This window comes from Alteromonas sp. ABV4_150 (genome assembly GCF_056311745.1).
Genome location: NZ_CM149971.1, coordinates 4,418,717 through 4,440,236 on the forward strand (window position 1 = coordinate 4,418,717; position 21,520 = coordinate 4,440,236).

16 protein-coding genes are annotated in these 21,520 nt (G+C 43.0%); 2 read left to right on the forward strand and 14 right to left on the reverse strand.

Annotated features, from left to right (window positions below):
• Nucleotides 1-88 precede the first annotated feature (88 nt).
• Both lepB and ACYX4M_RS19195 read left to right on the forward strand, forming a co-directional pair.
• Nucleotides 89-763, forward strand: a complete 675-nt coding sequence (gene lepB / locus ACYX4M_RS19190) for a signal peptidase I (RefSeq protein WP_476081352.1) — start codon at nt 89-91, stop codon at nt 761-763.
• 523 nt (nt 764-1,286) lie between these two features.
• Nucleotides 1,287-3,806, forward strand: a complete 2,520-nt coding sequence (locus tag ACYX4M_RS19195) for a TonB-dependent receptor (RefSeq protein WP_476081353.1) — start codon at nt 1,287-1,289, stop codon at nt 3,804-3,806.
• An 80-nt stretch (nt 3,807-3,886) separates the two neighbouring features.
• Here ACYX4M_RS19195 and ACYX4M_RS19200 read toward each other — a convergent pair whose 3' ends face one another.
• From ACYX4M_RS19200 to ACYX4M_RS19265, 14 genes are all read right to left on the reverse strand, one after another.
• On the reverse strand, nt 3,887-4,282 hold the full coding sequence (locus tag ACYX4M_RS19200) for an MAPEG family protein (RefSeq protein WP_334059353.1): 396 nt from the start codon (nt 4,280-4,282) through the stop codon (nt 3,887-3,889).
• 149 nt (nt 4,283-4,431) lie between these two features.
• Nucleotides 4,432-5,076 carry an adenylate kinase gene (gene adk / locus ACYX4M_RS19205; RefSeq protein WP_476081354.1) on the reverse strand — a complete coding sequence of 215 codons (645 nt, stop codon included), beginning with the start codon at nt 5,074-5,076 and terminating at the stop codon, nt 4,432-4,434.
• A gap of 347 nt (nt 5,077-5,423) precedes the next feature.
• Complete coding sequence (gene htpG, locus ACYX4M_RS19210) at nt 5,424-7,346, reverse strand: molecular chaperone HtpG (RefSeq protein ID WP_476081355.1); 1,923 nt, start codon at nt 7,344-7,346, stop codon at nt 5,424-5,426.
• A 253-nt stretch (nt 7,347-7,599) separates the two neighbouring features.
• Nucleotides 7,600-8,199 (reverse strand): recombination mediator RecR, encoded by a 600-nt coding sequence (gene recR, locus ACYX4M_RS19215; protein WP_476081356.1) that lies wholly within the window; start codon nt 8,197-8,199, stop codon nt 7,600-7,602.
• Between the two features lie 5 nt (nt 8,200-8,204).
• Complete coding sequence (locus ACYX4M_RS19220; protein ID WP_476081357.1) at nt 8,205-9,152, reverse strand: hypothetical protein; 948 nt, start codon at nt 9,150-9,152, stop codon at nt 8,205-8,207.
• A 217-nt stretch (nt 9,153-9,369) separates the two neighbouring features.
• Nucleotides 9,370-11,766: an EAL domain-containing protein gene (locus tag ACYX4M_RS19225; protein ID WP_476081358.1), complete on the reverse strand. Its 2,397-nt coding sequence runs from the start codon at nt 11,764-11,766 to the stop codon at nt 9,370-9,372.
• Nucleotides 11,767-11,770: 4 nt separating this feature from the next.
• The gene (locus tag ACYX4M_RS19230; RefSeq protein ID WP_476081359.1) at nt 11,771-14,389 is read right to left on the reverse strand and encodes an HWE histidine kinase domain-containing protein; all 2,619 of its coding nucleotides are present in this window, start codon (nt 14,387-14,389) and stop codon (nt 11,771-11,773) included.
• A gap of 340 nt (nt 14,390-14,729) precedes the next feature.
• Complete coding sequence (locus ACYX4M_RS19235) at nt 14,730-15,056, reverse strand: YbaB/EbfC family nucleoid-associated protein (RefSeq protein WP_014950049.1); 327 nt, start codon at nt 15,054-15,056, stop codon at nt 14,730-14,732.
• Between the two features lie 38 nt (nt 15,057-15,094).
• Nucleotides 15,095-18,109, reverse strand: a complete 3,015-nt coding sequence (gene dnaX, locus ACYX4M_RS19240) for a DNA polymerase III subunit gamma/tau (RefSeq protein ID WP_476081360.1) — start codon at nt 18,107-18,109, stop codon at nt 15,095-15,097.
• Nucleotides 18,110-18,150: 41 nt separating this feature from the next.
• Complete coding sequence (gene apt, locus ACYX4M_RS19245) at nt 18,151-18,687, reverse strand: adenine phosphoribosyltransferase (protein WP_476081361.1); 537 nt, start codon at nt 18,685-18,687, stop codon at nt 18,151-18,153.
• Nucleotides 18,688-18,709: 22 nt separating this feature from the next.
• A complete protein-coding gene (locus tag ACYX4M_RS19250; protein ID WP_476081362.1) occupies nt 18,710-18,832 on the reverse strand; it encodes a hypothetical protein in 123 nt (40 codons plus the stop codon).
• A 153-nt stretch (nt 18,833-18,985) separates the two neighbouring features.
• Entirely contained in the window at nt 18,986-19,750 is a 765-nt protein-coding gene (locus tag ACYX4M_RS19255) for an HvfC family RiPP maturation protein (RefSeq protein WP_476081363.1), read from the reverse strand.
• On the reverse strand, nt 19,747-20,598 hold the full coding sequence (locus ACYX4M_RS19260) for an HvfB family MNIO-type RiPP peptide maturase (RefSeq protein ID WP_476081364.1): 852 nt from the start codon (nt 20,596-20,598) through the stop codon (nt 19,747-19,749). The genes ACYX4M_RS19255 and ACYX4M_RS19260 overlap by 4 nt, the downstream gene beginning before the upstream one ends.
• A 150-nt stretch (nt 20,599-20,748) precedes the next feature.
• Nucleotides 20,749-21,165 carry an HvfA family oxazolone/thioamide-modified RiPP metallophore gene (locus ACYX4M_RS19265; protein WP_476081365.1) on the reverse strand — a complete coding sequence of 139 codons (417 nt, stop codon included), beginning with the start codon at nt 21,163-21,165 and terminating at the stop codon, nt 20,749-20,751.
• Nucleotides 21,166-21,520: the final 355 nt, after the last annotated feature.

The window sequence follows — 21,520 nt, forward strand, 5'->3', positions numbered from 1 at the left end:
GACACAGTTAGTTACATTTTCGCCACAACATAAAATTGAACGAACGCACCAGAATGATCTCTATATCAAGTGTAGAGAAAGCTTTTAAATGAATTTACCAGATGCTAATAGCGAGAATGCGATTGTGACAAACATCAAACAAAACGTTAAAAACAACCTGCCTTTTATTTTATTTATCGTTTTGCTCTTCTCATTTAGAAGCAGTGTCGCTGACTGGTATCACGTTCCCAGCGGCTCTATGGAACCAACAATAATGGTTGGGGATCGGGTGGTTGTTGATAAATCGGCATATACGTTAGAGCTCCCCTTTACCGATGTTGTAGTTGCTCAAACTGGCGGTATCAAACGCGGCGATATTGTAATTATCGACAGCAACGCTGCTAATACAAGGCTCATAAAGCGAGTTATTGCCATAGCGGGTGATAAAGTTGAGCTAAAAAACAATGTACTTTTTATAAACGGTGAAAAGGCAGCATTAAATCCGACAGGTGGTCAATTGTATTCTGAAACCATTCTAGGCCAACATCGCACTATTGCGCTTAATCCAATACCTAGCTTCGCTAATAGTTTCGATGTGGTTACCGTACCGAAAGCCCATGTCCTTGCTCTGGGAGACAATAGAAACAATAGCGTAGATTCCCGCTACTATGGTTTTTTTCCAGTTGAGGAGGTTCAAGGCAAAGCGACGTCCGTTGCATTTTCTTTAGACACACATAATAGGTATTTACCCAGAAAAGACAGAGTTTTTGTTGCACTTCAATAAGCGCAGCTAGGTTAAGCCTTTCATTTAAAAAAACTATAAGACATTTACATGCGCTTAAATTTGCGTCAGTAGTGAGCAGCTTAGATATTCAAAAACTGCTTATCTTCGACGGCTGTTGAAAAATTTAAACCAATCACATCTCCTTCAAACTATTACAAAATATCCGCTAATTTTTGCCTGTACTTTAACCACAGGCTTATAGTTTTATCGTCGGAGCATTCCACGCTATCCCTCTATTTTCAGGCTATCTACATCTTCTTTTAACTATTCTAATTAAAAGAGCCTAATGCTCTGAAGTAAGTCTTGCTTTACACACTTTGTAACCAAGTGTCACATCTTTCGCATTTTACGCTATTGCAACTTTAGTATAAGGAATGCTATTGATAATTTTGCAGCATACCTAAGCTGCAAAACACAACAAGTAAAATGGACAATAAGGAAATATTAATGAAACAAGGTCGTAAAGTAAGTGCAATTGCAGTGGGGTTAGCACTTTCAGGAATTACCTCTTTTTCTCCTGCATATGCACAGCAAGCTGACGAAGAAGGCAGCCAACCTTGAACGAATTGCAGTGACCGGCTCTCGTATTAAGCGTACAGATATGGAAGGCCCCTCACCTATTCAATCAATTGATGCAACTATGATTGACGGTATGGGTTACGAAAACCTTCAGCAGCTACTTGAGCGTATGCCTGCTACCGGCGCGGGAACTTTTTCAACACGCAATAACAGCCAAGACTCCACCGCCAACGGCTCAGCAGCCGTATCACTAAGAGGCATGGGGCCCGATGCGACGTTGGTGTTGATTAATGGTCGCCGCGTGGCCATCAGCGCATTTGCGGAAAGTATTACCAATTCATTTGTAGATATTAACTCTATTCCCGTTTCAGCCATTGAACGTATTGATATTCTAAAAGACGGTGCTTCAGCAATTTACGGCTCTGACGCGGTTGCGGGTGTAGTTAACGTAGTACTTAAGAAAGATTTCGAAGGGCTAGAGCTTAATGCAGGTTACGGTGGCACTACAGGCCCTAGTTACGATGAAACAACCGCAAGTCTATTGTGGGGCTCTCAAAGCGAGAAAAGCAGTGCTACTGTTATCATTGACTATTTTAACAACAGCACGCTAGGTGCTGATGAAATAGGACGTTTTGGTACCGCGAATCAATCGCCTTATGGCGGTATGGATTTTCGTTCTTCCCGGGGTTACCCTGGCTACTTTTATGTAGATGGCGTCAAAACCATCGATCCAGACTGCCCAGAGGATAGCGCTACGGCTTCTGGTAGTTGCTTGTTCGACTACGGTCCTTTCGGTCTTACCATCCCCGCTTCGGAGCGTGTAGGCTTCATCGGTCAATTTGATTACAAAATTGGCGATGAAACCACAGCGTTTATGGAAGTAGCTATGCAGCACAACACGTCTGAAGCAGGCGGTGCAGCAACCCCACTTGATGAAGACGCTGGCTTGACCGTTCCAGGTACTCACCCAGATAATCCGTTTGGTCAAGACATTGAGATAGGTCGCTACCGACCTGTTGATGCTGGCGCACGTCGTTGGGACATTGAGTCCGATACCCTTCGTTTAGTTGCAGGGCTACGCGGTACATTTAGCGATTATGATTGGGAAGCGTCAGTACAAAAAGGGCGCAGCCGTTCAGAGCAAAGTGGCGATCAGTCACAGGGCTGGGTTCGCGTTGATTGGTTACAAGAGCAAATTGATCTTGGCAACTACAACCCATTTGGCGGCGTAACTAACCCGCAAAGCGTTATAGACGAAATTACTACTAGTTTAGTGCGCCGCGGTGAGTCTCGAATGACCAGTGTCGATGCACATATTACGGGCGAAGCCTTTGATTTTGGCGGCGATGTAGTTATGATGGCTGCAGGTGTTGAGTATCGTGAAGAGCAAGTATCTGACGTGCCTGACGTCCAATTCCAACGCGGTCTGATCTTTGGTACTGAGTCAGTATCAGCTTCAGCAGAACGCGACCAGTATGCTGCGTATTTAGAGCTTTCAATTCCGTTGGCTGATGAGTTAGAACTTCAGTTAGCAGGCCGTTATGACCACTACAGTGACTTTGGCAGCACTACCAACCCTAAGATTGCGTTACGTTGGGCTCCAAGCGATGAAGTGACAGTGCGCGGTTCTTGGGCACAAGGGTTTAGAGCACCATCTCTTGCACAAGTTGGCCTTGGTCCATCGCAGAAAAGCGTATTTTTTGTAGATCAATATCGCTGTGATGCCACCGGTCAAGACTGTGAATCCCTAGATTACAACATCGAGTTTGCAGGTAACCCTGACCTAGATGCAGAAGAGTCTGAATCTTGGAACGTAGGTGTTATCTACGCTCCTATTCAAGAACTCGGCTTGAGTATTGATGTATGGAGCATTACCCAAGACAACAAAATTGACGAACAGCAGTTTGGGTTGGTTTACGACGCAGAGTGTAATAATCAAGACAGCACAATCTGTGTTCGTCTAGACCCGCAGCAAGGTGAGTCGCTAGGGGTTATTCAGAAAATTTTCAACACTTACCAAAACGTATCGTCACAAGAAGCCTCTGGTGTAGACTTCAGTGCTAATTACAGCATGGAGCTTCAAGAATACGGTAACGTGCGCTTTAACCTAGATTGGTCTTATATGAACGAGTTTGAAAAAGACGGTCTAGACTACACTGGTGAGTATGGTTATCCAGAACACCGCTGGTTGTTCGGCACAACATGGTCAAAAGGCGCGTTTGATGCCAACTTGAACATCAGCTTTATTGGTGAATTTGAAGATACACCAGACATTAACTTCGATGGTGTACTGGATTTTGAAGAAAACACCTCAAGAACCGTTGATTCGCAAATGTTGGTTGATTTGCAGATTGGTTACAACTATAGCGATAACCTTCGCTTAGTCATTGGTTCAAACAACCTGCTGGATGAAGAGCCACCATTTGCCATTGGTAACGGTGATAGCGACCTTTACGGTTATGTAGGCGGCGTGCACAACCCGCGTGGCCGCTTCGTTTACTCTAAACTAACTTATCGTTTCTAGAAGTAGCTCAAAAGAAAAAGCGCTCGCTGGCACTATTTTGCCATGAGCGCTTTTTAAATAAGCCTGTGGCAGATATTACCTTACAAACCAAAGTGAATAAGCACGAGGTTTCCAATTGCGGCACATAACATAGCAAGAAACGTCAATATCATGCCCGCAAAGCGCTGCCAGCTAACGCCAGAATGTCTCCCTAGTCCATAAGCATGGAAAACACGACCAAATAACAACGCACTTCCTAGAGCGTGAACAGCCCATACTTGGCCCGTATTGGCTTCGAAACACGCGATCATAATGAGAGTAATAGGCACGTACTCACTGAAATTACCGTGGGCTCTGGCTAATCGACTAAGATCTTCATGACCTCCGTCGCCTATACCCACTTGATGACGACGTCTGGCACCAATAACTAAAAACGACAAGTACAGGTAACAAATACCCAATAAGCTGGCGTAAAACGCCGTAATTGGCAAAACCATGGTTTACTCCACATGTTATCGTTATAACGCGTAGTTTTAATCAGGGATTAAACCTTACGTCTATTAGAGGCTATTAAACGTTATCCGCTAATAAGTTACAAGCAACAAAAAAGGCCGCCTAAGCGACCTTTTATAAACGTTGTCGGCGATTAACCTAAACGCTCTGCTAATTCAGCACTCACTTCTTCAACTGGACGTGTACCGTCAAGCTTGTGGTATTCACAGTTTCCAGCGTCAGCTTCAGCACTGTAGTAGTTTACAAGCGGCTTAGTTTGCTCGTGATAAATCGCAAGACGCTTGCGTACAGTTTCTTCTTTGTCGTCGTCACGAACAATTAGATCGTCGCCTGTTTCATTGTCTTTACCTTCCACCTTAGGCGGATTGTAAACAACGTGATAAACGCGGCCCGATGTTGGGTGTACGCGACGACCGCCCATACGCTCAACAATTACATCATCTGGAACATCAAACTCAATGCAGTGGTCAACAGAAACACCTGCTTCCTTCATTGCATCAGCTTGTGGGATGGTACGAGGAAAACCATCTAACAAGAAGCCGTCTTTGCAGTCATCTTGTGCAATACGCTCTTTAACTAGGCCAATGATAATCTCATCAGACACTAGCTTGCCTTCGTCCATTACACGCTTAGCTTCTAGACCTAGCTCTGTACCTGCTTTAATTGCAGCACGAAGCATATCGCCCGTTGAAATTTGTGGAATGCCATATTTGCCCATCAAGAACTGAGCTTGTGTGCCCTTACCCGCGCCAGGAGCGCCGAGAAGAATGATTCGCATGAGTGCGTTCTCCGCTTATGATTTTTGAACTTTTTACTTCGGGCACTTTACACATTCAACACTGTAGTGACAAGTGTAAGAAGTACCGTAAAGTTAATCTTAAGACTAATGGCGAATATATGTTCAGCTTATAGGCGTGTTTATAAATTTAAGTCTATACCCATAAGCCAATCGCCCAATAATTCATCTTAAAAGCATGAATTTTGAAAGTGTTAAGTGATTAACTAGCAATTTTGACTGCCAAAATATAGCACAATAAAGCAGCCCAATTTATTTTTGTTAGTAGTAGACATAAAAAAACGGGCATCGTGCCCGTTTTTTAAGTGTAAACCTTATTGTTCACTCGGCTATTTAGCCAACTTCATCAACAATGTGTTCAAGTTCTGAACAAACGTAGAAGGGTCTTTCAAACTGCCCTGTTCTGACAGTGCTGCTTGGTCGAACAACACACCAACCCACTGGTTGAATAGCTCTTCATCCTGCGTGTCTGCAAGCAATTTAACTAAGCTATGTTCTGGATTGAGTTCAAAGTGATACTTCACATCTGGCACGGTCTGTCCAGCCGCTTGCATCAACTTCATCATCTGTGTAGTCATACCATTGTCGTCGGCAACAATAACAGCAGGCGAGTCGGTAAGACGGTGCGTAAACTTAACGTCTACAACCTTGTCACCTAGTGCTGTTTTCGCTCTCTCTAGAACGCCTTCTACTTCTTTTTCTGCTTCTTCTTGCGCCTTTTTAGACTCTTCGTCTTCTAAGTCGCCTAAATCTAAGTTTCCTTTCGCGATAGAAACAAATTGTTTCTCGTTAAACTCAGTTAGGTGAGACATTAGCCATTCGTCAATGCGCTCGCCCATTAGCAATACTTCGATTCCCTTCTTACGGAAAATCTCAAGGTGAGGGCTAGACTTAGCCGCTTGCAGGCTGTCTGCAGTCACATAGTAAATCTTATCCTGACCTTCTTTCATTCGCTCAATATAATCAGCTAATGAAACCATTTGGGCGTCAGATTCTCCGTGTGTCGAAGCAAAACGCAATAGACCAGCAATTTTCTCACGGTTGCTGAAATCTTCCGCTGGGCCTTCTTTCAGTACATTACCAAACTCGTTCCAGAACGACTGGTACTTATCGCTGTCGTTCTTAGCCATCTTCTCAAGCATCTGTAGAACACGCTTAGTACAGCCTTGACGAAGTGCTTGGGTAATTTTGTTGTCTTGAAGAATTTCACGAGACACGTTTAGCGGAAGGTCGTTGCTATCTAGCAAACCTTTAACAAAACGCAGGTAAGTAGGCATAAACTGCTCTGCGTCATCCATGATGAAAACGCGCTGAACGTAAAGCTTAAGACCATGGTTTTGATCGCGGTTCCACATATCGAAAGGCGCTTTAGAAGGAATGTAAAGTAAGCTGGTGTACTCAGTTTTACCTTCCACTTTATTGTGCGCCCATGCTAGCGGATCAGCGAAGTCATGAGAGATATGTTTGTAGAACTCGTTGTACTCTTCATCCGTAATATCAGACTTTTCACGAGTCCACAGCGCTGTGGCTTTGTTTACCACCTCCCATTCGCCTGGCTGAGCTTCAATTTTCTCACCATCCGGACCTTCACTCTCTGGCACTTCATCTTTCCACATTTGTACAGGAATACTGATGTGGTCTGAGTATTTGCTTACAATTGAGCGTAGACGCCATGTATCGGCAAATTCTTTTTCATCTTCTCGAAGGTGAAGCGTAATCTCTGTGCCGCGAGTCGGCTTGTTGATTTCAGCGATAGTGAACTCACCTTCACCGTCTGAAACCCATTCAACACCAGTAGATGCATCAGCACCAGCTGCACGAGTGCGTACAGAAACTTTGTCTGCAACGATAAATGCTGAGTAGAAACCTACACCGAACTGACCAATAAGCTGCGAGTCTTTTGCGCTATCGCCAGAAAGCTTGCTAAAGAAATCTTTAGTACCAGATTTGGCAATAGTACCTAGGTTGGCGATGACTTCATCACGAGTCATACCAATACCATTGTCAGTGATCGTAACCGTGTTCGCTTCTTTATCAACGCTAAGTTTTACGTTTAATTCACCATCGTTTTCGTACAAGCTATCATTTTCTAACGCGCGAAAACGCAGTTTATCTGCCGCGTCTGCCGCGTTTGACACAAGCTCGCGTAGAAAAATTTCTTTGTTTGAATACAAAGAGTGAATCATCAGTTGAAGAAGCTGTTTTACTTCTGTTTGAAAACCGTGGGTTTCTTTGTGGGCTGCTTCAGCCATAATCCAATATCTCCTCGTTGAATGGATCACGTTTGATGTTAAACAGGTAAGGTCACTCAACGCACTTTTCAACGTTTAGAACGAAAATTTATTTTCTATTCGCAAACTTTTTCGAGAAAAGGCCAATACCGCTTGTATAACGAGCGAATAGGTAGGAATTAACTTGGAAATGAAGCAAAGATTTTATAAAAAGAGAGCGTTTTATTTCACATGTTTAAAACGCTCTGTATTTTAGTTACAGCTTGCGGCGACGTTACAGTTTACGGCGACCTGAAAAAGCGTGGGTAAGTGTATTACCGTCAATGTATTCAAGTTCTCCCCCAACAGGTACACCATGAGCAATGCGAGAAGCGTCAACTTTGTGACTTGTACAAAGCTGAGCAATGTAGTGCGCCGTTGCCTCACCTTCTACGGTTGGGTTTGTGGCTAGGATAACTTCATTTATCCCACCAGCGGCTAAGCGCGCCTCAAGCTCGGTTAAACCAATTTCTTCAGGCCCAACACCATCTATAGGAGATAAATGTCCCATCAGTACAAAATACTGGCCTTTATAACTGAGCGTTTGCTCTATTGCTAATACATCTTGGGGACTTTCTACGATACATAATAAACCGCTCGCTTCTCTTTCTGGATGGCGACAAATATCGCATAGCTCATCTTCCGTGAACGTTCTGCAACGCTTACAATGATGAATGTGCTCCATGGCATTATGTAGCACATTGCTTAAATCAATCGCACCCGTGCGATTTCGCTCTAGAAGGTGAAATGCCATTCGTTGGGCGCTCTTATTGCCTACGCCGGGAAGACAGGTCAATGCCTGTATTAGTTCTGAGAGTAGCGGGCTGAACTTCATAATATTTACTGCTTAGGTATTTGTTCGGTTAGTTTGGGGCTTTCGCGGTATTTAATCACGTTACGCTTCACTTGGTCGAGTTTAACTTCGTATACATTGCCGCCAAATAGGCCTTTGTATTCTTCGTCTGTAAACACAAGAGTGTTGTCATCATAGAAAGTTACGGCCTCTTTTTGCGTTACTACACCGAGGTCGATACGAGAGACATCGCCGCTAAAGAAATTATCACCTTCAAAATTCTCAAATAACCACAAGCTGGTTGAATCTAATAATACCAGCTTTGTTCTATCAGGGCTTATCGCCGCGGACGTTATCCAACATAGCTTTTCTAGTGTGGTACAGGTTTTAAACTCTCCAATTAACTGCGCGTCGAAATTCGCCGCATGATCGCCCACTTTGTATAATTTAGTAATGCCATCAAATGGCTTTGTTCTATTCTTCGTGAATAAGTATAGGTTGCGCTTGTATTCCACAAAAGCTTCTAAATCGTAATTTTTATCTTCAGGCTTTACTTTACCTTTTCCCATTTCAGGATAAGTAAACTTAATAATCTCTGCTTCCGTGCTATCCCCCTGAATATCGATAGGATTTTCAATTTTATAAATAGTAAGCCAGCGGCGTTTGTTGTCATTATTGCCAAAATCCCCCAGAAAGAAATGACCAAAGCTGTTTTGTGTCATATCTTCCCAGTCAACATTTTTAGCATTTGAAACCGTCACCTCTCTCTCTATGCTGCCGTCTTTGTTAAGCATATATAGAATCGGACCGTCGCCGCTATCGTTGATAGCCCACAGTCTTTTATATTTGTCGAATTCTATTCCAGAAATTTCTTTGAGTTTTGGGTCTACTGTCACCGTTTTCATTTTAAACAGTTCGTGCACACTCATAAAAAACAACACGGCGGCGATAGGAAGCAAAAGAACCGTGGTGATAACTAAGCCTTTCCTTAGCACTACAAACCTCTATTTAGGGTGATTGGTTTTACAATTTCCCTGCACTGTTTATGAGAAAAAACTGTCAAAACGCTGGAGGGAATAAAGAATCTATAATATAACGAATAACGTCAGATTAAAGACCAATTCTAAGCGAAGGAACGTTTTAGTGCGATAGGTAAGTTTCTGATGACGTAAATTAGTACTTGTGGATACTCCTTCACTACAACTCGTCGTTTTATGAAATGTCGACAAGCGGTGAAGCATGTTCTGCTTGAAGATATTCCATTAATCCGACCAAGTTCAAAGGCTTTGCAAAGTAGTACCCTTGCATCGCTTTGGCGCCAATCTTTTTGGCAAAGGATACCTGTTCAACGGTCTCTAACCCTTCTAATGTGCATGGCATACCTAGTTTCACACACATAGATACTACATTCTCGATGATAAGCGCTCTGCGTTTTTCTTGCTTATTTGGCAGTGGAAAAGCGGGTAGTAGCGAGCGGTCAATTTTTATCGCATCATACGTTTCATCCGCCAACTCTGATATGCAAGAAAAGCCTGTACCAAAGTCATCGATGGAAACGCTGACGCCAAGCGCTTTAATTTTGGCAAGCACCTCTCTTGCCTTTGAACTTTGCAGCGTAGATTCAGTGATTTCTATAACTATTCGTCCAGGGTCAATGTTATGAAAGGCAAAACGTTCAGCAAACAGTTCTATGACACCATCATTCTGTAACTGCACCGCTGACATATTTAAATTGAATTTTACCTTTGAAAAACCCCATCCGCTTAGTGCTTTGAGAGCGAAACAGACTTCATCAAGCATCAGTAACCCGATATCGTGAATGTGCTTGGTACGCTCTGCTATAGGTATAAACTTGTCGGGGCTTATTGGCCCATGGCTGGGAATGTGCCATCGCGCTAAGGCCTCCACGGCTAAAACCTCACCGTTTGAGCCCATTATAGGCTGAAAATAAGCGGTAATTTGTTTATTTTGAATAGCGCTTTTAAGCCCTTGTTGAATAAACAGCCTATATTCAATGTTTTTCGACAGGTTCTCGCTAAATCTGACAACGTTGTTTTTACCGCCTTGTTTTGCTGAAAACATTGCGATATCGGCATTTTTTAGTAGTTCTGTTGGCGACATGTTTTCTGTAGATGACGCTAGCCCAATACTTGCTGTAATTTGAAAGTCGCCTGATGTTGTCTTAAACACTGTTTTCAGTGAAGAAGATAATCGGGATGTCATTTTACTTAACAGCTTATGGCAGGTAGTACTTGTCACAACAACAAACTCATCACCGCCAAACCTAATAATACTGTCATCATCTCGCAGTGCAGCTTTAAATCGGCTCGCGCATGCTCTTAATATCTCGTCTCCCACCTCATGCCCATGAGTATCATTTATTAGCTTGAATTCATCGATATCGATAAAAATGATTGAGCAGGGCTCACATGATTCACTATAAGTCTCGACAATACTATTCAAAAAGTTTCGATTTCCAGCACCAGTGAGGGCGTCAGTAAATGCAAGGTACTTGAGTTGGCTTTCCGATGACTTTAGTTCTGAAACATCGGTAAGAATGGCGACGAAATTTGTTTCTCCATCATCAAGATTAAATGAAGTTACCGACATGGTTAAATGAAACCTTCGTCCTTCGCTTACAATAGTGAGCTCTGTCCTTAAACCGTCTATCAGATAGTCTGGGCGAGGATCGTGTTTTCGCGCTTTAGGAAAAACTTTGTTAATGTGAGTAGATATTAGGTGCTCGGCTTGGGTGCCTAGCATCTCACATAAAGATTGGTTAGCTTTTATTATGAGACCTTCAGCATCACAGACTAAAACACCTTCTTTAATTTCACTTACAATCTTATCTGCAACACTCAGGTTTGTCTGAGTGCTCTGTAGGATAGATATATCTTGTATGGCGCCAATTTGAACATAGTCTTCGCCCCACCCTACATCTGAAAGGACAATCTGAAACCATTTAGTCGGTTGACCTTCAATTTTTAGCTGCAATGTTGTGAGGTAATTCGACTTTAATTGTATCGCCTCTTTTAACTCAGCTTCTTTTTCTTCGGGAAACAAGGTAAGGAATTTGGCTATTGGCATTTTGCGTGGAAAATCAAAAAGGTTCTCCACGCTTTCAATAACGACTGACTGAGTAGAGGTATCGACTTCTAACACGCCTAGCTTCGCAATCTCTGATGCCATTGCGAAACGCCTATTAGACGAGGCTAGCGCTTTTTCCGTTTTTTTTCTTTCAAGCGCAACGTGAATAGTAGTAGTGAGCGAAAGCACACCGTACGGCTTTACTAAATATCCATACGGGGAAACTGCGAGCGCATTAGAAATTGTCGAGTCATCACAGTAAGAGGTACTAAACACAACTGGCACTTCAAACCTTTCTGTAACGCTTTTCGCAATTCCAATACCAGAATCTGAACCACCCAAATCGATGTCCATCAAAATGAGATCTGGAACACGCTTATCAATTAACGCATACAATTCACTTTCCGTCTTTGCTATGCCTAACACCTGCATATCTGCTTCGGTCAGCGCATTTTTAACGTTCATCGCTTCAACTAAATTGTCTTCAACAACAAGTATCACAGGGTTAGTATTGGCAATCACGGGTTTACACCTTAAAACCAAAAGCTTCGATAGAGCGCTTTAATAATGTTGTGTCGACAGGTTTGGTTAGTATATCCACATCAGAGAGTTCGTCTGGCAACTCTATTGCCGCTCCGTAACCCGTAATAAAAAGAAAAGGTATTGATAATTTCTGTATTTCGATACCTAACTGAAAAGTATTTTCATTCCCCAGATGAACGTCTAAAAACATCATCGAAGGTTTAACTTTGGCCAATGCCGCCCTTGCTGAGCTGATATCACCAAAGATATCAACCTTATCAATGCCCAATTGTTTGAGGTGTTTTTTGAGGTCTAGTGAAATAAGTAGATTATCTTCCACAATGAAGGCGCTTGTGAGGACTTTCTCAGTTTTAGCTGTAGTGGCCGCTTGAGGCTTTTCGCCATGAGTTGAATGCTGAGAACTTGTTTGGCTAGTACCAAACTCTACATATTTACGAGGAATGAGAAACTCTGCATTGAGTCCGGTAATTTTAGTGCTCAATGACGCCTTTCCTTTGAGTTCATGAGGAATAACTGATTTTATAACCGTCATCCCAAACCCTTCCTCGCCTAAGCCATGTAAGGGCGGGCCTCCTAGCTCTTCCCATTTAATAATGCAGCCTTTTTCATCTAAGTCCCAGGTTATCGCCACCCTGCCATCATTACTTGTAGCGCTTAAGGCTCCATATTTCGCTGCATTGGTAATCATCTCGTGAAAAACTAGTACAATTGGCGTAACGGCATATGGCACAAGATATATGTCAGGCCCCTCTATTTTAAAAGACGACTCTTTGATCATATAAGCTTTAAGCTCGTTATGAAGAAGATCCTTGAATCTCACGCTGTTGTATGAGGCATGCGTAAGTTGGTCATGGCCCAGAGCAAGTGCAGATATTCTAGACGATAAAGAGACCACAAATTCATCGATATCTTTCTTATTTTGCGATGTCTGTCCAATAATCGCGCTTACTAAATTCAAGATATTGCGAACTCGGTGATTCAATTCACCAATGAGTAACTCGAGTCTTTTTTTCGCCTCACGTTGCAATTGCTCTTTTTCGTGTAAATGGCGAATTGTTAATTCCATCACTCCGAGTCTAATAGATTTAGCACGTTCAATATCGAGCGTGGTCCAAGGAGTAGAGGTTGACTCATTAGTCTCTACCCATTTCTCAAAACTCGCCCGTGGAGTAAGTACCTCTTCACCGTCCTTCAATTCAACCCGCTTCGAAGGATTGCCCGCCCAAGACACTTGGTTGACCACTGAGTTTCTAAAAAGAAAAATATAGTCCATTGGCTGACTAGAGATTTTGAGTGCTAAAACCCCTGCCACTTGAGTATCTGCTAACGAATCATCAATGTCGGCCAAATTATCAAATTGGTGAATTTCCTCATCGGGAAGTTCGGCTAGTATTGCCGTGAGCCGCTTAATTTTCCGAGAGCTAAATGCGGCACCCGATTTAGTATATTCATTGCTAAAAATACAGCCTATGCCGTCGATATCTATGAGCGTCTTAAGCAAAGAAAGTTGTTCTGCAATGGCATTGTTTAATGACCTGCCCAAAGAAAGATTACTAAGTACGCGGGCAAAAGTAGCATTCGCTTTTTCACTAACCCTTATGCGTTCATTAACAAGCCTTCTCGATAATTCTAGTGAAAACATTTCTGCAAAAAGCTCTAGCTGAGCGACTAACCGGCCAGGAATCACTTTTTTACTGTTGTGATGACAAGCAATTAGTCCCCACAATTCGCCTTCAACAATAAGCGATATCGACATAGAAGCGCCAACTTTCATATTCTTAAGATATTGAATATGGACTTCCGACACCGCTCTTAGACGTGAAAGTGAAAGATCGATATTGTCTGCATGTTCTATGTTTTGCCCTATGATGCTGTAGGTTTCACCATTGACATCAGATATGGTTCTAATAAGGTTTTTCTTGTAGAGCTGTCTTGCTTGGCGAGGGATATCAGAGGCCGGATAACGCAACCCCAAAAAAGGCGTCATATCGCTAGTGGTAGACTCAGCAATAACCTCGCCTGAACCGTCTGCTAAAAATTGATAGAGCATTACCCTGTCATGGCCCGTCGCTGTTCTTACACTTTCAACCAAACCTTCATAAAGGTCATCAAGCTCAGAAAACATTGACATTTGAGTCATAAGTGCAGTGATTACGCCCTCGTATTTACCAGCACTTTCTAGTTTTTCGAATTCAAGAATTAAATGCTCTGCACTTTGATGAATACACAGGTCGAAGTTGTCTTCGCAATGAGGTATTGAAATTGAATGAAGGTAAGTTGCTTTACTCAGGATCATCGCCTGACTCTGCGCGCCTCGAATTGCATGCACAAGCTTACGGTCTAGTATTTCCCACAGACTTTGACCGATTAGGTTATCACGAGACACATTAGCGAAATGCTCCAGGTTTTCCGATAAATGAGTAACCCCCCCCTCTTTATCCACAATAATCATGAAACCGTGATTCTGTATCTTACCTAAAAGATGAATCGGTTCTTTATCGCATTGATTCACTAATGATAAAAGTTCGCTAGCTTTGTTGTGCATTATATTTGTTCCAACCCATTTTTTAGACGACTCTATCAAGAGTCTAACTTCTATCAATTTTTAGAAAACACTCCATAGAAAAACTTTAAGAGCAAAGTAACTTAAATATAGACTAGGAATTGGTTAACCTAAACTTTTTATGCGCTTTTATTAATATTAGTGTAGATATAAACAAACGTGTGTGTTTAGGATGAAAAGCGTGAATAACGAGATAAGAATGCCGTTGCTCGAGTCTATACTGGCAATTTGGATTTAGAGTCGATTGTAGAAATTTGACCGATTAGGTTCATTTAATTTAAAGAGCAAATACCAAAAAGCTCCGGTATAAAACCAGAGCTTCGTGAGAACTTACCACATGCTGATGCATTAAAGCCCAGCGCGTATGAGTGTTTAAGGTCTAAAACGGCATTTTGAAGCCAGGAGGTAATGGCATACCGCCAGTTACATCACCCATCTTCTCTTTGCTAGTTTCTTGAACTCGACGTACCGCGTCGTTAAATGCTGCAGCAACCAAATCTTCAACCATATCTTTGTCGTCGTCCATCAATGACTCATCAATGTCTACACGACGCACGTTGTGGTTGCACGTCATGGTTACTTTAACCATGCCTGCACCCGCTTCACCTGTTACTTCAATTTTGGCTAGGTCGTCTTGTGCTTTTTGCATGCGCTCTTGCATTTGCTGCGCCTGCTTCATGATATTGCCCATTCCACCTTTAAACATAATTTTTGTCTCGCTTCGTTTTGGTGTTAATAATTCTGCTATCGCGCTTTAACCGAATCGGCTAGCACTGACGCATCGAAAGTCGATAGCAATGCTTGAATTGTATCGTCGGTTTTAATCACCGAGTGTGCATGCGCATGGCGCATGGCATGAATCTCTTGTTGTAACGCAAAAGGTGTCGATGCTGGTTCACCTAACGTGATATTTACTTCAACGTTTTCACCCAACCCATGATGGATTGCATCAACCAATTGCTTTTTCGCACTATCATTTAATAAATGCGTCTGACTATGGTCAATTTCAAGGGACACTTGATTGCCCGCTCGAGAAAATGATGCGTGCAGCACCAATTGTTTGAGTAGACCAGCAACTGGCATTTGCTCAACTAGATTGCTCCATTCGTCAATTTGGCTAGCGTGAGTTAATTTGCTTCCGTCATTTAAGTACGCTTTTAACTGCCCGTCATAGGTACTGCTCAGCGGCGTATCAAAATTTAGAGCATCCCGCGCAAAAGACCGATCTCCCGCACTTTCCATTTGATCTGGGGCACTGTCGTAATTGGAGCTGCTATCTAAGGGCGCTTCAACATAATCAGCACCTTCAACGTGTTGAGGTGGTTGATTATCGTAATCAGTAGCCCAAGGTGGCATATCCTCAACCGGTGTTTCCGAGTTTGATTGCGCCTTAGATTCGTCATTTGAAAAAGGCATATCCTCTTCAAACTCATCAAGCGAGAAATCGCTCGTGTGGTTTGAGCTAGAATGATTCTTTTCTGACTCGCTAGTATGCATAGCGTCAGAAGAATGCGCGAGAGTATTACCTAAGGACGAGCCTGAATTTGTATTTTCCAGTTGAGGAATGTCTACGCGCGCAACACTATTGTCTTTATGTTCTGAGCCGCTATCTATACGCTCCGGGCTGCTCTCTTTAAGCTCTGGACTATTATTTAGAGGCTCAGGGCTATGGTCTTGCAGCTCACGGCTGTCTTCATGCCCAACGGGGTTTAAATCCCCCCTCTTGATTTCATTATCAGCGCTAGCCTGCCCTGCACTATTATCGCTACCCTTGTTAACTCCATGTGCAGTTTGTGCAGTACTCAAAGCCTCGGCTTTACTTCTGGTAAAGCGCGCTTGAATATCACTTGCACTTTCGGTCTTAGCATTTGCTGCGCTGGTACTTTTTGCCTCTGCGTCTTGTGCTTTTCTTTGCTTTAACTTTTGACGAAGTGCCAACATATCAGCCGTAGAAGTCAACTGCTCTTCGGCGGTTAATGAAGACACTTCGTTCTCGTGCGCCAACACCTCGCTGTTTTTATCAGAGCCTTTAGCGTCATAAGAGCCTTCAGCATCATGAAATCCATCAAAACCTAACGACCCATCATCTTCTGACGGAGGTGGCATATCGTCCATGTACGCATCTAATGGAGGTCCATCGTAATGCTGCTCTGCTTTGCTAGAGGGGGCACTGACATCCTTAAGCGTTGGTTCAAGCTCTGCAGCAACGTTTTCTGTTTGTACCGCGTTTTTTTCTACGGGTAGTTCTTCAATAGACGAAGTTGGAGCTGGCTTTACGGATTCATCATCATGTGAAGCATCACGCTCCGGCCCTGTTGATTGAGTCGGCGAAGCCTCTGACTCTGCATGAGGTAGCGCCGACAGAGTATCACTTCCACTCAACTCGCTTTCATCAGCGGCTGCGTGTTCCTGCTCTTGCTGCTCTTTTTCAATTATTGATGTAGCAAGTGAGTCTGGGGTAGATGGCGCACTTTCTGACGACTGGGTAGAGGTAGATTCAACCGATAGATGTGAAGGCGTTTCCTCCTGCACATTGGTTGCAGAAGTTTCGCTTAACGGCGCTTCCTCCTGCTTACCGACGTTTCCCGGGCCACCACTGGAAGAAGCATGATCTAAAGGTAAACTATGCTCACTCCTCCCGTTTTCAATCTCATTTGCGGTGTCGTCGATGGGGATGTTTGGAGCAAACGACATCATACGCATCAATGTCATTTCAAACGCACTTTTTCCGTCTGCAGCAAACGGTAAGTCTTTTCTTCCTTGCAGCGCAATCTGGTAAAGCAACTGCACTTGCTCTGCTGGAATAGTTTTCGCTAATTGAAATATCGCTTTAGCCGACGTGGTTTCTAGCTTACATGCTTCAGGCACCCATTGCGTTAATGCTATTTGGTGCAGCAGGCTAGCTAATTCGCTGTGTACGTTGTCATAATCGGGGGCTTGCTCTGCGATGTCATTGACCAACTGCAATACATCAGCAGGACTTTTACTTACCACAGCATGAACCACTTTAAGCAACTGGTTCTTGTCCATCAGCCCCAGCATATCGGTTACCACCGATGCCAGCACTTGATTTCCACCCTGTGCAATCGCTTGGTCAGTTAAACTCAGCGCATCACGCATACTGCCTTGGGCGGCTCTTGCCAGAAGCGCTAGCGCTTGTGGCTCGAAAGGTAGCTGTTCATGCTCTAAAATATGCTGCAGCTGCCCAACAATCTGCTCCCGAGACATGGCTTTCAAGTTAAACTGCAAGCAACGGGATAAGATGGTTATCGGAAGCTTTTGAGGATCGGTGGTCGCCAGTAAGAACTTAACGTGTGGAGGTGGCTCTTCCAGCGTTTTTAACAGCGCATTAAAGCTGTGTTTTGAAAGCATGTGTACCTCATCGATAAGGTACACTTTATAACGTCCGCGAGTTGGCTTGTATTGTACGTTATCAAGAAGTTCGCGAGTATCCTCGACCTTAGTTCTTGATGCAGCGTCAATCTCTAACAAATCAACGTAGTTGCCCTGCTCTATCTCTTTACAGGTATTACATTGACCGCAAGGGTTGGCCCCTTGCCCTTCTTCGCAGTTAAGGCTTTTCGAAAAAATACGTGCAATAGTAGTTTTACCTACACCTCGCGTACCTGTAAACAGATAAGCGTGGTGTAGACGGTCGTTATCCAAAGCATTTGAAATGGCAGAGACTACATGTTCTTGACCTACAAGTTCGCTGAACTTGCCTGGTCGCCACTTCCTTGCTAGTACCTGATAACTCATTATTACGTATTTCGCCTTTTGCTAATTATGCTTTATAGCGATTATTCGCCTTCAAACTCACAAATAGAGTAGCTTTCTATATCAAGCGCACTCAATTTCTTTTCGCCACCCAGGTCTGGTAAGTTAATCACAAAACCTGCGTGATTTATTTCACCGCCCAATGAACGAATTAGTTTTGCAGAAGCGCCTATCGTCCCACCTGTTGCAAGTAAATCGTCAATAAGAAGCACTTTATCACCTGGCTCGATGGCATCTTTATGGATTTCCAAAGTATCCATGCCGTATTCAAGCTCGTAGCTTTCGCTAACGACTTCACGAGGAAGTTTGTTGGGTTTTCTTACTGGAACAAAACCAATGCCCATTTCGATGGCCAATGGCGCACCAAAAAGGAACCCGCGTGCTTCAGTACCTGCTATCTTGGTAAATCCCATACCTTGATACTTTTCTACAAGTAACGAGATACAGCTACTAAATGCTTTGTGATCTTCTAAAACGCTGGTCACATCTCTAAATAAAATACCTGGCTTTGGATAGTCAGGTACGGTTTTCACTACTGATTTAATATATTCTGCAGTCACAATTATGCCTTGAATGTCTGCGTTATAACCAGAAGGTGAACCAGCCGGCGATGATATGCATCAACGGGAACGCGATTAGAGTTACTAGCGATGCTAGAAAGTACCACTTGTTATAGACTTCTATGAAATCTGAATTGTCAGCCATTTGCACTACCTAAACAATTTTGTGAACAAAAAAATGGTGCTAAATGTTAATCGAAAGCAAGCCCGATTGACAGCGCTAATATGATCGATCGCTCACTTTCAGACCAGATCTTAGCGAAAGTTTAATATAAAGCAGCTAAATAGTAATGGTTACTTAGGATACTGGAAGCAGTATTCCTTTTTGTAACATATCAGTGAGGGTCTGGTTCATACCATTTACAAGCACGTTTGACGGAATTTGGGGAAGTTGCTCACACAACGACTCAGCTAATTGCTCTATTTCCATTCCCATTTCATTTTGTTCCAGCGTGTTGACTAGAATAGCCGTTACCGGATTAACATGAGCAAATTGAACGTCAAACTCACGGTCTCTGTAAACAACGTAGAACTGCTGTTCTTGGGCAGGTTGCTCAGGGATATAATCCTCACCAATTAGATGGACTTCAAACTGATATGCCGCCAACGAGGCATACGGTGACACCCTAATAGCGGTAACATTGTTTTCTTGCTGATAGAACTCAACATTGTCTTCATTTTTTCTGATACTGACGTCAAGCTCAAGCCACTCATAGTGAGCAAGCTCCGCAGCAAAGTCAGGCAGAGTAATATCGAAGGCTGGCTCTGTTGAAAGGTACTCAACGAACTCTTTACTTATTTCGGCAAAATAAGGAGAGCGGCATTCGTGCTCAATAAAAAACTGACGCACAATACTCTCCCATCCTTTTTCACCATACTGTTTTACCACAATAGATTTTAAAACGGGAAAACCGGTACTGACGAAATTATCGACGTTGTTAAAAAACAGGGATTGATAAATTTTCATCCGGCGAATGTGATCAGCGTCGGTATCACAAAATGTCTTTGGGTCTTTGATCGCATCAACGAACGTTTTTTGAGTGGTTTGAAATGACTGAGTCACGCGACACTTCCTTTAACCCTTGACGCTATTGCAGCTTCGCATTTTGCTTGAATTTGCTTAATTTTCTTCACTTCCGCTAATAATTCGCTTAGCGGGGGAATATTAAAATCACGCTCTAACAAAGTCGGAAATACGCCGTGAGTAAGGTAAGCGTGCTCCAACAGCGCCCAAACTGGCTCAATCACATCAGCCCCGTGAGTATCAACTTTCAAATCCTCTGCTTCATCATAATGACCTGCAATATGGCCATACACAATTTTGTCTGAGGGCAAGCCGTTAATGAACGCTTTCGCATCGTATTTATGGTTGATACTGTTCACGTAAACATTATTTACGTCGAGAAGCATTTTGCAACCCGATTCTTTTAGTATGCTCTTGGTAAATTCAAGCTCATCCATCTCTTGGCCTGGCGCAATGTAATAAGAGACATTTTCTAAGACTAGCGGTCGTTCAATGATATCTTGAACTTGAACAATTCGAGATACTACGTGCTTAATCGCGTCTTCAGTAAAAGGAATAGGCATCAGATCGTACATATGACCGTTGCCAGAACAAAAGCTTAAGTGCTCGCTATACAATGCAATGTTGTTTGCATCTAAAAATCGTTTAACGGTTTTTACAAACTCGACATCTAGTTTGTCGCTACTTCCGATAGACAAAGATAAACCATGAGTTGTAAAGGGAGCTTGCGAAGACGCTTGCTGAAATTGATCTTGGTACTTTCCACCAAGTGGGATCCAATTTTCAGGTGCAACTTCCCAAAAATCGACCTCAGATGGCAATGCAGGTGAAAGCGCTTTAAGCATTTCTCGACGAAATCCAAGACCCGCGCCACAGATGTTTTCCATATCTTCCCCTTTACCGCATGGGATTGCACAATAGTAACGTACGTTTTTAGACAAAAATGGCCATCATTCGACAGCCATTTGTTGCTAAGCTTAACTCGTATAGCCTTACATCATTCTATCTTACGCTACACAATGTTAATTGAATAACAATTACATGCTACCGCATTTGCCTTCGCCGCACTTGCCTTCTTTTTCAGCTTTCTTGTCGCCGCCACATTTGCCTTCGCCACACTTGCCTTCTTTTTCAGCTTTCTTGTCGCCGCCACATTTACCTTCGCCACATTTGCCTTCTTTTTCAGCTTTCTTGTCGCCGCCACATTTGCCTTCGCCACACTTGCCTTCTTTTTCAGCTTTCTTGTCGCCGCCGCACTTGCCTTCTTTCTCTGCTTTGTCGCCGCCACATTTGCCTTCACCACACTTGCCTTCCGCAGCGAATTGGCTGTAACCAGATTCTAATGCTTGCATACCAAATGGATTTACATCTGCTACTGCAACCGTTGACGCCAAAGAGCCAATTACAACTGCACCCAACGCTGTCGCTACTGATGATTTTTTAATTTGTTTCATTGATCTACCCTCAATAATATTAGTCATGTTTGACGTACAGTAAGCACGTGTATTTAAGAAGACCTTCCTACCCACAAGGAAATTTCATAAAAAATTAACTTTTTTACAGTTATTTTATATCCAATTGATATTATTGATTTTTATAAAATTCGAAATGCACATTAAAGCTTGAATAAATAACAAATAAAGGGGTCAGAGTACTTTTTCTGAATTTTCGGTACTGGGGATAACGGTATAACTGCGTACTCACCTTGATAGTAATAAAGTACTTCGACCCCATTTTTGAGGTTCGGCTGAAGGAGGAATGGGGTCAGAGTCGTGACTCTGACCCCATTATGTTTTCTTTCGTGCAAAC